Genomic DNA, 11965 nt, shown 5'->3' with positions numbered 1-11965 from the left:
GACCGGCCGAGCCGCACCGACCGAGAGAAGGGGCACCGTGCCCGACCAGACGAGGCCGACCGTGCGCGAGCAGACCCTGGGGGCCATGCGCGAACTGGGGATGACCACGGTCTTCGCCAACCCCGGCTCCACCGAGGTCCCGTTCCTGGTGGACCTGCCCGACGACGTCGACTTCGTCCTGGGACTGCACGAGGGTTCCGTGGTCGGCATGGCCACGGGCTGGGCCATCGCCCGCGACCGGCCCGCGATGGTGCTGCTGCACACCACCGCCGGCCTGGGCAACGCGGTCGGCGCCCTGGCCACGGCTCGCGTCAACCGCGCGCCGCTCGTGGTCCTGGTCGGCCAGCAGGACCGGCGCCACCTGGAACACGAGCCCTTCCTGGCCGGACGGCTCGAAGGCCTCGCCGGGGACTACCCGGTCGCGGTCCACCGGCCCCCGCGCGCCCAGGACGTGCCCGCCGCCGTCGTGCGCGCCCACCACGAGGCCTCGCACGGACACGGACCCGCCCTGGTCATCGTGTGCATGGACGACTGGTCGCACCCGGTGGACCCCGGACAGCCCCGGGCCGCGGCGGTGCGGGTGGCCCGCCCCGCGCACGTGGCCCCCGACGACGGCGCGGCGGCCGAGGTCGCCGCGCTCCTGGACGGCGCCGCACACCCCGCCCTGGTGGTGGGGGCCGGCGCCGACAGCGCGCCCGCGTGGGCCGCCCTGACGGCACTCGCCGAACGGCTGGGCGCCCCCGTCTACCAGGAGAGCTTCGGCGCCCGCGCCGGGTTCCCCCAGGACCACCCGCTGTTCGCCGGGCACCTGCCCGCCGAGCGCTCGCGGCTGCGGGAGGCACTGCGCGGCCACGACGCGGTGTTCACGGCGGGCGCCCCGGTCTTCCGCCAGTACATCTACGCGGACGGCCCCCTCGTGGTCCCCGGCACCCGACTGGCGATGGTCTCCGAGGACCCCGCGGAGGCCCACCGCGGACCCGCGGGGATCGCCGTCATCGCCCCGGTCGCGCCCTTCACGGCGGTGGTCGCGGACCTGGTGCGCGAACGCCCCGTATCCCCGGCGCCATGGTCGGCGGCGGCCCATGAGGAGGTGGCGCCGCCGGCGGAGGGCGAGCCGCTGCGCGCGGCCCACGTCCTGCGGGCCCTGGCCGAACGGATCGCACCGGACACGGTCGTGGTCGAGGAGACCCCCTCCAGCCGGCCGCAGCTGCACCGGCTGCTGCCCGCCCGCGCCCCGCTGGGCTTCCTGTCGGCCGCCATGGGCGGGCTCGGCTTCGCGCTCCCCGCCGCCACCGGGGTCCGCATGGCCGCCCCCGAACGCCCCGTGGTCGCGGTCGTCGGCGACGGATCCGCGCTGTACCAGGTGCAGGCGCTGTGGAGCGCCCACCGCTACCGGGCCGGGGTCCTCTTCGTCGTCCTGGCCAACGGCCGCTACGCGATCATGGACCGCCTCGCCGAGCACAGGGGAGGCAAGCCGCCCTGGCCCGCGTTCGGCGAGGTCTCCCTGGCGGCCCTCGCCCGGGGGCTGGGCTGCCCGGCGGTGGAGGTCCGCGCCCACGGCGACCTGGTGCGGGTCCTGGACGAGGTCGTCCCCGGGCTCGCCGACCGCGACGAGCCGCTGGTCCTGGACGTGGCCGTGGCCCCGGACCCCGCCTTCGCGCCCTGAGAGCGCCCGGGCCGGAGGGGGTACCGCGCGCACGCGTGGAGGCCCGGGGCGGTCAGCCCCGGTCGAGGTCGAGTCGGTAGACGACGCTGGACCGGCCGGAGCCCTCGAACCGGCCCTCGCCCACCGCCCGCCACCCCGTGGACTCGTAGAGGGCGCGGGCGACCGCGTTGTCGGGGAGGACCTCCAGGGTGACCGCGTCGGCCGTCCCCGACAGGCGGTCCAGGGTGGCGGCCAGGAGGCGGCGTCCCCATCCGCGCCCCCGGCGGGCGGGGTCCAGTGCGAGGAAGGCCAGGTGCGCGGTGCGCGACGGGTCCCCGGCGGCGGGCGGGAAGCTCAGCGAGAACCCCGCCGGGTCGCCGCCCTCCGCGGGACGCAGTACGAGGAGCAGGTGGGGCGGCATCCCGAGCTTGCGCAGCACCCGGTCCCTGGCGGCGGGGTCGGGCGCCGTCCCGTCGCGGTGGGCGAGGGCGCGCGTCCACAGGTCGGCGCAGGCGGCGTGCTCGTTCTCGGTTCCCGGGACGACGCCGGGCCGGGGATCGCGGCGGGGAGCGCTCATCCGCGTGATGCTAGCGGAGCCGTTCCCGTGGACACGCGTCCTCGGGGAGGGCGGGGGCGGCCGCTCCGATCGGAGCCCCGGTTCCGGAGAGGGCCCGACCGGCCCGACGCGGTCGACGGACGCGCCCCGCCCGTCATTCCGCCGACGGGGCCGAACCCGCCCGGCCGCGCGCGGCCTGGGACCGGACGGCCTCCGGGGCCCGGCAGATCCCCGAAGACCCCTGCCGTACCACGAACCCCGGGCCCCGGCCGGATGCGCTCTCACCGCTCGGCATCGCGCACGAGCAGGGCGATCTGGACCCGGTTGGCCAGGCCCAGTTTGGCCAGGGACCGGCTGACGTGGGCCTTGACCGTGGTCTCGGTCATCACCAGTTCCCGGGCGATCTCCGCGTTGGCCAGACCCCTGGCCACACCGTCGACGACGTCACTCTCCCGTGCGGTGAGCCTCGCCAGACGGTCGCGTGCATCGCGCACTCCAGCGGGACGGCGTTCGGCGAAGGCATCGGCCAATCGCCGGGTGAGGGCCGGGGCGAGGATCGCGGTGCCGTCGACCACGGCGCGGACGGCGGTTATCAGTTCACGGGGACCACTGCCCTTGAGCAGGAACCCCGCAGCCCGCGCGTGCAGGGCACCGTACACGTAGTCGTCCAGGTCGAACGTCGTCAGCATGACGACCTTGGGCGGATCGGGCTCCCGGTTGATCGCCTTGAGCGCAGCCACCCCGTTCATCCGGGGCATGCGGACGTCCATCAGGACCACGTCCGGCTGCAGGCTGCGGACGGCGGCGAGTGCCTCTGCGCCGTCCGCGACCTCCCCCACGACCTCCAGGTCGTCGGCCGTCTCCAGGATCATCCGCAGTCCGGTGCGGACCAGCGTCTCGTCGTCGGCGAGGAGGACCCGGATCACGTCGGCAGCCTCGCCCACACCCGGAACCCGCCCCGCGGGGTCGGCGCCGCCCGGAAGTCGCCGCCCAGCGCTTCGACGCGCTCGCGCAACCCGATGAGGCCTGTCCCGGTCCCTGGCAGGGCCAGGGGAGCCCTCTCGGGCGGGGAGTTCTCCACCGCGACCTCGACGGCTTCGGGCTCCCGGCGCACCGCTACGCGGGTCGCGGCGCCTCCCGCGTGCTTGTGCACGTTGGTCAGCGCCTCCTGCACGACCCTGTACACGGCGTGCTCCTCGACGGGGTCGACCGTGTCTGCTCCGCCTCCGTCCGGAAGCTCCAGCTCGACCGGGACGCCCGCCGACCGTGACCGGTCGACCAGTTCCGCCAGGTCCGCGAGTACGGGCGGGGGGCGCAGGAGGTCCGGGGCGCCGGACGCGGCCTCCCCTGACCGGCCGAGCACCCCGAGCACATGACGCAGTTGGAGGAGGGCGTCCTGGCCGGTCCGGCGGATCAGCTCCGCCTCCGCCGCGGTGGCCCCGTCGGACGCGCCGACCTCCAGAGCCCCGGCCCGCAGCACGATGAGCGACACCCGGTGCGCGACGACGTCGTGCATGTCGCGGGCGATCCGGGTCCGTTCCTCGGCACGGGCCTGCGCAGCCAAGGCGGACCGCTCGCGTTCGAGCCGGTCGGCCCTCTCCACCAGCCCGGCCAGCACCTGGGCGCGAACGGCGGTCCACGCTCCCAGGGCCAACGGCAGCCACACGAACAGCGGTGCGTTGCCGAGGGCCGAGTCCCAGTCCACCCCGGGCCGCGGGACCACGGAAAGGAAGGTCGTTCCCACAGCGGCCACGGCAACGGCTGGAGGCCGGCCGTGGACCGCCCAGACGTAGAGGGCGATGGCGGTCACCGGACCGGGGGCCCGGAGCACGGCGTCCACGGCGGCCAGAGCCATCAGCGGCCAGACCGGGTGCGGTGCCGCCCGGACAGCGGCTGCGGCGGCCGCACCGACCACCAGGGCCGCGGCGACGCCGGGCACTGCGGTGAACCCGGTCACCAGAGCGGCGTAGGACGGTGGATACAGCAAGGGGTAGAAGGCGCCGCAGAACGCCCCCAGGGGGAGGACGGCGGACACCGCCCTGCCGAGCACCCGGTCGGCCCGGCCGGACCGAGGGCGGGCACGGCACTCGACACTCACTCGCCACACCCTAGCCGCCCACCACCGCACGGTCACCAGCTGAGAAGGCGCGACCACGTGTTCGCGGGCGCTCCGCCCCGCTCCGCCGCGCGGTAGGGCACCGCCCTCCTCAGAACACGGACCCCGAGCGGTGCGAACACCAGCCCGGCCGCTGCCGCCGCGATGGCGCAGTCCAACAGCGTCGCCTCCTTCAGTACCCCGATCCAGAGCGCGCCCCACAACAGCAGCAGGACGGTGCGGCCCGTGCCGAGCACCCCCGAGCGGTGGGCGCCGACCGCCAGCAGCAGAACCCCGGTGTACTGGCCGAAGTACGCGATCACCGGCACACGCCACGGACCGTAGGAGACATCGGTGTAGACGGCGGTCACGGTCGCCGTCGCCGGACCGAGGCCGAGGTCGTCCACCAGGGCGAAGGCGGTTGCGTCGACGCCCACCGCGTACATCCGGGCGAGCAGTCCGAGCGCGATCAGCACGGCGCCCGTCGTGGCGAGGCGCGGAGACGCCGGGGCGGCCAGGCGTGCGAGGGCGGCGAACGCGAGGACCAGCAGCATGGTCCCGGAGGCGAACAGTGCCTGTGCGGCCGTGGCCGCCAGAGGCGCCTCCGTGTAGGCAGCGAGCTGGGAGGCCGCCATGAAGGGTTGGGCCTCGAACGCGCGCAGCTCCGCGTCGGTGAAGGCGCCTCCGTGCAGGGCGAGGTAGCGCAGGAACAGGCCGGTGCACCACAGGAGCGGAGCGGCGACGAGCGCCGCGCCGCCGATGCGGCGGCCGGGGAAGCCGGAGAGGTCCGGCACCCGATCGGTCTCGGAGAACGTGGTCATGCGCCCAGCCTGGGGGCCGGCGGGCGCGAACGCATTCTCCTTTCGTTACCGGAGCCGTCTCTTTGGTCGGGGGTCCGCCCGCCGCGGTCGGGCAGCCCGGTCCCGGGGGGAGGGGCCGGGCCTGCTCGCCCCGGTCGGCGAGGCCCTCCCTCAGCGCGCCGACGGGACTGCCGGAGGGACTCGTCCGCGACCGGGACCGCCCCGGCACGGGAGGCGGGCCGGGGGCGGGGAAGAAGGGCTCCTGGTCGGAGCGGTCCGGCTGTCGGCGGCAGCACTCGGCGCGGCGCGGACGGCTCGGGCCGAGCGGGCAGGGGCGGGGCGGGAGGGCCGGCGCGCTGCCTCCGCTCCGCGGGACGGGGTGGTTCAGGCGTCGCGGTCGTCGTGCGCGTCGCGGTTGGCGAGCACGTCGTCCATGTGCGTCTCGGCCCAGGCCCTGATGGTGCGCACCGCCCCGTGCAGTGAGAGACCGAGGTCGGTCAGCTCGTAGGTGACCGTGACGGGCACGGTCGGCACCGCCGTGCGGGTGAGGAGCCCGTCGCGTTCCAGCGAGCGCAGCGTCTGGGTGAGCATCTTCTGGCTGACGCCCGCCAGCCGGCGCGACAGCTCGGAGTAGCGCATCGGCCGGGGCCCGCCGGGGCCGCTGGAACCCGGCAGGGGCGAACCGTCCCCGCCCAGGGCGCACAGAATCAGCGTGACCCATTTGTCGGAGATGCGGTCGAGTAGTTGACGGCTGGGACACACCGCCAGGAAGGCGTCGTACTCGGCCTTGGCCTGTGCCCTCTTCTGGGCCGCCGTCCTCGTCGCCATCGCCTGCTCCCCTCACCCGTGGGTGACTTACGCACCCTGAAGTGCCTACTTCCCAGAAGGAAGTTGCCTTCCCATACTGATGCAAGGAGCCGTTGGGCACCACCCCCGGCCCTCGACGAAAGGCAAGGACATGAACACGACCCCCACCCCCCTCCCCGGCGGCGCCTGGACCCTGGGAGATCTGTCCGTCTCACGGTTCGGCTACGGGGCCATGCAGCTGGCCGGCCCCGGGGTCATGGGTCCGCCGACCGACCGCGACGCCGCGCTCGCCGTCCTGCGCGAGGCCGTCGACCTCGGGATCACGCACATCGACACCGCCGGCGCCTACGGGCCGCGCTTCACCAACCAGCTCATCCGCGAAGCGCTGCACCCCTACCCCCCGGAGCTGCACCTGGTGACCAAGGTCGGCGCCGACCGCGACCGGCACGGCGGCTGGCCCCCGGCCCGCGAGCCCGAGGACCTGCGCCGCGCCGTCCACGAGAACCTCGACGACCTCGGCCTCGACGTGCTCGACCTGGTCAACCTCCGACTCGGTGACGCCCAGGGGCCCCGCCCCGGCTCGCTCGCCGAGCCCCTGGCGACCCTCGTCGAACTCCAGCAGCAGGGCCTGATCCGGCACCTGGGGGTGAGCAACGCGACGGCGGAGCAGGTCGCCGAGGCACGCGCCATGGCGCCGATCGTGTGCGTGCAGAACATGTACAACCTCGCCCACCGCCAGGACGACGAGCTGATCGACGAGCTCGCCGGACAGGGCGTCGCCTACGTGCCCTTCTTCCCGCTCGGCGGCTTCAGCCCCCTGCAGTCCTCGTCGCTCTCCGCCGTGGCCGACCGCCTGGACGCGACGCCGATGTCGGTGGCCCTGGCCTGGCTGCTCCGGCGGTCGCCGAACATCCTGCTCATCCCCGGAACCTCGTCGAGGGCGCACCTGCGCGAGAACGCCGCCGGCGCGGGACTCCGGCTCTCCGCCGAGGACCTCGCCGAGCTGGACGGGATCGGCCGCTGACAGGGACACTCCGTCAGCGCACCGGCGGGGACCGCCGGAGGGACGCGTCCAACCGGCGGACGAGTTCCCCGACGCGCCCGCCGCCGGGCGGGGCGTCGGGGTAGCGTCCCAGGACGTCCACGACGACGGGGGTGGCGAGGAGCCCCAGCCGCGCGAGGTGCTCGTCGGCGGTGTCGGGGCCGTCCCCGGAGGAGAGTTCGAGGGCGTGCGCGGTGTACGCGGCCGACGCGAGGATGTGCTTGACCTGGGTCGCCTTGGCCAGGGGGTGGAGGAACGCCGCACCGCACGTGTTGGCGGCGGCGCGCGCGGCGGCGCTCGCCGCGCCCCGGCCCGCGTCGCGGGTCTCCTGGGCCGCGCGGTGCGCCGCCCACGCGTTGTCGCGGATCGCCTTGGTCCGCTCGGCCCCGTCAGCGAACGCCAGCGCCGCCTCGATCGCGGCCCGGGGACGCCGGTCGCCGGGCCGCTCGCGCTCGAAGAGCGCCAGTGAGGGGCGCGCGCACGCCACCGTGAAGCCGGTGACCTCGCGGAGTTCGGCCCGGTCGAGTTCGATGGTCGTGGAGGCGTCCGCCATGGTGCCGCCCTTCTGCGGAGGGGAGGAGGCACCTTGATTTTATCTGTGAAACACCGGTGTAAGCTTTGCCGCCGTTCACGCCTACTGGGAAGGCAGAACCCTCAAAACGCGGTGAGCACCCGGCACCCGCCCGACGTCGGCGCAGGCGGTCAGGCGGGGACGGCGGTGGAGACGGCGGCGGTGGCGGCGAGCCTCTGGAGCTCCTCCTGGGCGGCGGCCACCGCGGGGTTGCGGCGCGATCCCTCCCGGACGCACGTGAGCATCTTGCGCACCGGGACGTAGGGGCCCTCCAGGAGCACCCGGGCGATGGGCAGGCCGGGGGAGAGGTCGTTCATCCGCGGGATGAGGGCCACCCCCAGATCGTGCGCGACCAGGCTGGCGACGGCTCCCCAGTTCAGGGCCTGGTGGGAGCCGTCGGGGGTGAAGCCGACGGCGGCGCAGGCGGTCATGGTGTGCGCGTGGCAGGTCGTGCCGGGGGTCGGCAGGATCCACGACTCGGCGGCGGTCTCGGCCAGCGCCACGCTCTCCCTCCCCGCGAGGCGGTGGCGGTCGGACACCACGAGGTCGAACACGTCGTCCAGGAGCGGGGTCTGGTCGAAACGGGCGTCGGTGCGGGGCGGCGCCCCCGGCGCGGCCTCGATGACCGTCAGCTCGATCTCCCCCTGGAAAAGCAGGTCCAGGCACTCCCCGGGCTCGGCCTCCAGGACGCGCACGTCGAGCTGGGGGTGCCGGGCGGTCAGGGCCGCGGCCATGGGGGCGAGAAGCCGGGACAGCGCCATGGGGAAGGCGGCCACCCGCAGGAGTCCGGAGGGCTCGGTGCCCAGCCCGCGCATCTCGATCTCGGCCTGCTCCCACCGCGTGTGGATGGCGTCGGCGTGGTCGAGCAGGGTGCGGGCGGCGGGTGTGAGCCGCACGCCCCGTCCGTTGGGCTCCAGGAGCGTGACGCCGAGTTCCCTGCCCAGCTGGCGGATCTGCTGGGAGGCGGCGGAGGGGGTGAAGTGCAGGGCTCCGGCGGCGGCGGTCACCGTCCCGTAGTGGGCGACGGCCCGCAGGATACGGAGGCGCCTGAGATCGATCATGTACCTGATTCTTCACATAACCATGCGGAAAATCAACCTGGACATTAACGGTTTCGGCCGTGAGGCTGGTGTGAGACCCCGATGGAGAAGGTGTGCGATGACGACTCTCTGCCCCCACTGCGGATGGCCCGACGACCAGCCGTTCCTGGTGGTGTCCCGACATGCCACGGGCCTCGGTCTGACCGTGTGGGTGCGTTGCGCCTGCGGTTCCGTGCAGGTTCGCGAGGTCGGCCCGGCCGGGGCGCGGATCGTCTCACGGGGGCGTCCGGCACTGGGGCCGCCGTCCGGTCAGAACTGCCCGGGGTGAGACCCTTCACGGCTGTTCGGGGAGGTTCGGGCCCCGTCCACAGGGCGGCACGGAAATCGTTTCCGGCGGGCGGTCCGCGATACGGTTATGGCCATGGGGAACACACCGGCACGGCCGTCCACATCGGCCGAGGACTACGTGAAGGTCGTCTACGACCTACAGGAGCGCGGCACCGGCCCGGTGACGATCTCCGGAATGGCCGAACGCCTGTCGGTGTCCAACTCCTCGGTCTCGGGGATGCTCCGCAAGCTCACCGAACTCGGCCTGGTCGAGCACCAGCGCTACGGCGCGGTCAACCTCACCGAGGCCGGGACCAGGGCCGCGCTGTCGGTGCTGCGCCGCCACCGCCTCCTGGAGACCTACCTGGTCGCCGAACTGGGCTACTCGTGGGACGAGGTCCACGACGAGGCCGAGATCCTCGAACACGTCGTGTCGGACAAGTTCGTCGACCGTATCGCCGCCCACCTGGGCAACCCCGTGGTGGATCCCCACGGCGACCCCATCCCGACCCGCGACGGGCACATCGTCGAGCGCGAGTCCGTGCTGCTGTCCAACGCCGACGAGGGCGTCAGCGGCGTCATCGTGCGGGTCAACGACACCGACCCCGAACTGCTCCGCTACCTCGCCGACATCGAGATCGGCATCGGGATGAACGTGGAGGTGGTCGAGCGCCAGCCCTTCGCGGGGTCCCTCCAGATCGCGGTGCGCCCCGACGAGGGCGCCCCCGAGCGCTCCCAGGCCCTCGGCCTCGTGGCCGCCGAGGCCCTGTGGATCAGCCCCGAGGCCAAGTAGCGCCCGGCGCCGCGTGCGTTCCTGCGCCCCGCCCGGGCCCGCTACCGGCCACCGGGAGAGTGCCGGGACACGGTCGCCGGTTCCGCGCGTCCGGCGGACGGTAACGGGTAGGGAACCGGTCACCGATCGCCGGACGAGAGGACACCGGGCATGGGCGAGGGCGGATCCGGGAACCGAGCGACGGACAAGATCGACGTCCGCCTGGGCAAGGTCGAGAGCACCCTGCTGTGGACCGTCCACCACAAAGTCCTCGACTTCCGCAACACCCGACCGGTCCTCGGCGACGTGTGGGCCGTGGACGTGATGGACCGCCTGGAGTTCGACCGGCGCCACCTCCGGGGCACCTCGGGGGACCGCTACATGGTCCTGCTCCGCGCCCGCCGCATCGACGCGTGGGTGCGCGAGTGGATCGCGGCGAACCCCGGGGGGACCGTCCTCCAGCTGGCCTGCGGGCTGGACGCCCGCGCCCTGCGCGTCGGCGCCCCCGAGCGGGGCCGCTGGATCGACACGGACCTTCCCGACGTCGTCGCCCTGCGCCGCAGGGTCCTGCCCGAGCCCCCGCGCTACCGGCTCCTCGCCGGATCGGCGACCGAGTCCGACTGGCTGGAGGAGGTCCCGACCGGCGCGCCCGTCCTGGTGGTCGCCGAGGGCCTGGTGGAGTATCTGCGGCCGGAGGAGACCCATGCCCTGCTCGGCCGCATCCTGGCGTGCTTCCCCGGCGGGGGCGAGATGGTGTTCGACGTCGTGTCTCCCCACGTGGGCCGACTGGCCGGGGTGTTCGGCTGGCAGATGTACGGCCTGGAGGACCCCCGCCTGCCGGAGTGCTGGTATCCGGGGCTGTCGCTGACCGGCGACTACGAGGTGGTCGGGGACCACGCCTCCGTGCCCGAGCAGCCCTTCCGCTCCCTGTACCGGGTGCTGCCCCGGTGGCCGTGGACCCGGGGGATGATGCGGGTGCTGCGCTTCCGCTTCTGAGCCGGCGGCGCGCCCCCGCGCCCGCCGCGGCGGGCTCCGGCCGGACGAACCGGTCGCGGGGGACCGCCGCCCGTGCCTTCGCGGGCGGGACGCCCGGCGCGGGAGGCCGGGCGGATCGTCGGTCCGCCCTGCTAGAACCGAGGGGTCCCATCCCCTCCTGCGAAGCGGCCCCCGATGCACCCCACCCTGAACCTCCCCCCGGCCTCCGACGGCCCCCCGGTGCCCGGACTCCTGATCGTGCGCACCCACTACGCCGACGACGACGCCTGGAAGAACCTGCGCTCCCGCCTGGGCGACCTGCCCGGCGCGTACCCGCCCGGACCGGGCCCGGTGAGCGCGCGGGAATCCGCGATCCTGGAGAAGAACCCCAAACACCTGGTCGTGGTGGACGACCCCGCCTGGAGCGGCGCCGGCCCCGACGAGGTCCGCGACGCCCTGCACCGCGCCGGGACGTGGGTCCCCAGCCTGGTCCTGCTCGCCGACGAGACGACCATGGCCGACACGCTCCTGCTCCCCCTGCTGGCCCTCCGGGACGGGGAGGACTCCTACCGGATCGGCCCGCACGCCGCGGCCGTGTTCCACCTGCTGGTCCAAGCGCTCGACGAGGATTTCGCGGACGGTTTCGCGCAGGACGAGGACTCCTCCCCGGGGCCCGACGACGTCTTCGGGGCCCGGCTGGAGCTCTCGGCCCGCACGGCCCCGTACCGGGCCCCGGACACGCGCATGGAACTGCTGCCCCACACCGAGGACGCGCTGATCGTCCGCACCGACCACACCGACGACGCGGTCTGGGAGGCCGTGGTCGCGGAGGTCCGCGCTCCTGTGCCGGACGGCGCCTTCCGACAGGAGGGGGAGGAGGAAGAGTTCTACCACGCCTACGTGGACGTCCTCGACGACCCCCGGTTCGCGGGTGCCACCACGGAGCAGATCCTCTCCCTGGTCCCGCGGGACTACGAGCACAGCTTCCTGATCATCGCCGACAGGACGACCATGGGCGACCCCAGGCACCCGCTCCTGGTCGTGGACCTGTACGAGGAACCCGGCCTGTCCTTCCGCGCGGTCCCCGTGGCGATCCAATCGATCGAGAACAACCTGTCCATCGCCAACATGGACTTCTCCGACTTCTACGTCGACGAGGGATACATCCAGTACTGGGACGCCAGGGAGGCGCTCACCGACGAGCAGATCAGGTTGTGACACGGGGCCGCGGGGCGGAGGGGGACGACGGTGCCCCGCGCCGTCCCCCTCCGCCCTGTGCCGCGCGGTGAAAACCGGTGGACAGGCGGGCGCCCGGGGCACTGTGATGGCCCAGGC

12 protein-coding genes are annotated in these 11965 nt (G+C 74.2%); 5 read left to right on the top strand and 7 right to left on the bottom strand.

Annotation, left to right across the window (positions count from 1 at the left end):
* Nucleotides 1-37 precede the first annotated feature (37 nt).
* Nucleotides 38-1666 carry a thiamine pyrophosphate-dependent enzyme gene (locus ACQPYD_RS15055; protein ID WP_433701606.1) on the top strand — a complete coding sequence of 543 codons (1629 nt, stop codon included), beginning with the start codon at nt 38-40 and terminating at the stop codon, nt 1664-1666.
* 52 nt (nt 1667-1718) lie between these two features.
* Here ACQPYD_RS15055 and ACQPYD_RS15050 read toward each other — a convergent pair whose 3' ends face one another.
* The 5 genes from ACQPYD_RS15050 to ACQPYD_RS15030 all read right to left on the bottom strand — a co-directional run bounded on the left by ACQPYD_RS15050 (nt 1719) and on the right by ACQPYD_RS15030 (nt 5924).
* Nucleotides 1719-2222, bottom strand: coding sequence for a GNAT family N-acetyltransferase (locus ACQPYD_RS15050; RefSeq protein ID WP_433701605.1), 504 nt, complete (start codon nt 2220-2222; stop codon nt 1719-1721).
* A gap of 260 nt (nt 2223-2482) precedes the next feature.
* On the bottom strand, nt 2483-3127 hold the full coding sequence (locus tag ACQPYD_RS15045; protein ID WP_433702059.1) for a response regulator: 645 nt from the start codon (nt 3125-3127) through the stop codon (nt 2483-2485).
* Complete coding sequence (locus ACQPYD_RS15040) at nt 3124-4299, bottom strand: sensor histidine kinase (RefSeq protein WP_433701604.1); 1176 nt, start codon at nt 4297-4299, stop codon at nt 3124-3126. The genes ACQPYD_RS15045 and ACQPYD_RS15040 overlap by 4 nt, the downstream gene beginning before the upstream one ends.
* A 32-nt stretch (nt 4300-4331) precedes the next feature.
* On the bottom strand, nt 4332-5117 hold the full coding sequence (locus ACQPYD_RS15035) for a hypothetical protein (RefSeq protein WP_433701603.1): 786 nt from the start codon (nt 5115-5117) through the stop codon (nt 4332-4334).
* 363 nt (nt 5118-5480) lie between these two features.
* Nucleotides 5481-5924, bottom strand: coding sequence for a winged helix-turn-helix transcriptional regulator (locus tag ACQPYD_RS15030; RefSeq protein ID WP_433701602.1), 444 nt, complete (start codon nt 5922-5924; stop codon nt 5481-5483).
* A gap of 130 nt (nt 5925-6054) precedes the next feature.
* Between ACQPYD_RS15030 and ACQPYD_RS15025 the strand changes: the two genes are divergently transcribed.
* A complete protein-coding gene (locus tag ACQPYD_RS15025) occupies nt 6055-6927 on the top strand; it encodes an oxidoreductase (RefSeq protein WP_433701601.1) in 873 nt (290 codons plus the stop codon).
* 13 nt (nt 6928-6940) lie between these two features.
* Here the strand turns inward: ACQPYD_RS15025 and ACQPYD_RS15020 are convergent, their stop codons facing one another.
* Nucleotides 6941-7498, bottom strand: a complete 558-nt coding sequence (locus ACQPYD_RS15020; RefSeq protein ID WP_433701600.1) for a putative immunity protein — start codon at nt 7496-7498, stop codon at nt 6941-6943.
* A 149-nt stretch (nt 7499-7647) separates the two neighbouring features.
* Nucleotides 7648-8577, bottom strand: a complete 930-nt coding sequence (locus ACQPYD_RS15015) for a LysR family transcriptional regulator (protein WP_433701599.1) — start codon at nt 8575-8577, stop codon at nt 7648-7650.
* A 400-nt stretch (nt 8578-8977) separates the two neighbouring features.
* Here ACQPYD_RS15015 and ACQPYD_RS15010 point away from each other — a divergent pair, with 400 nt between their 5' ends.
* From ACQPYD_RS15010 to ACQPYD_RS15000, 3 genes are all read left to right on the top strand, one after another.
* Complete coding sequence (locus tag ACQPYD_RS15010; protein ID WP_330161513.1) at nt 8978-9676, top strand: metal-dependent transcriptional regulator; 699 nt, start codon at nt 8978-8980, stop codon at nt 9674-9676.
* A gap of 150 nt (nt 9677-9826) precedes the next feature.
* Entirely contained in the window at nt 9827-10651 is an 825-nt protein-coding gene (locus ACQPYD_RS15005) for a class I SAM-dependent methyltransferase (protein ID WP_433701598.1), read from the top strand.
* A gap of 174 nt (nt 10652-10825) precedes the next feature.
* Nucleotides 10826-11848 carry a DUF6924 domain-containing protein gene (locus tag ACQPYD_RS15000; RefSeq protein ID WP_433701597.1) on the top strand — a complete coding sequence of 341 codons (1023 nt, stop codon included), beginning with the start codon at nt 10826-10828 and terminating at the stop codon, nt 11846-11848.
* The last annotated feature ends 117 nt before the right edge of the window (nt 11849-11965 follow it).

This window comes from Nocardiopsis sp. CA-288880 (genome assembly GCF_050955985.1).
In the GTDB taxonomy this organism is placed as follows: Bacteria; Actinomycetota; Actinomycetes; order Streptosporangiales; family Streptosporangiaceae; genus Nocardiopsis; species Nocardiopsis tropica.
The sequence above is the reverse complement of the archived record's forward strand: the minus strand, read 5'-3'. Positions and strand labels throughout refer to the sequence as shown.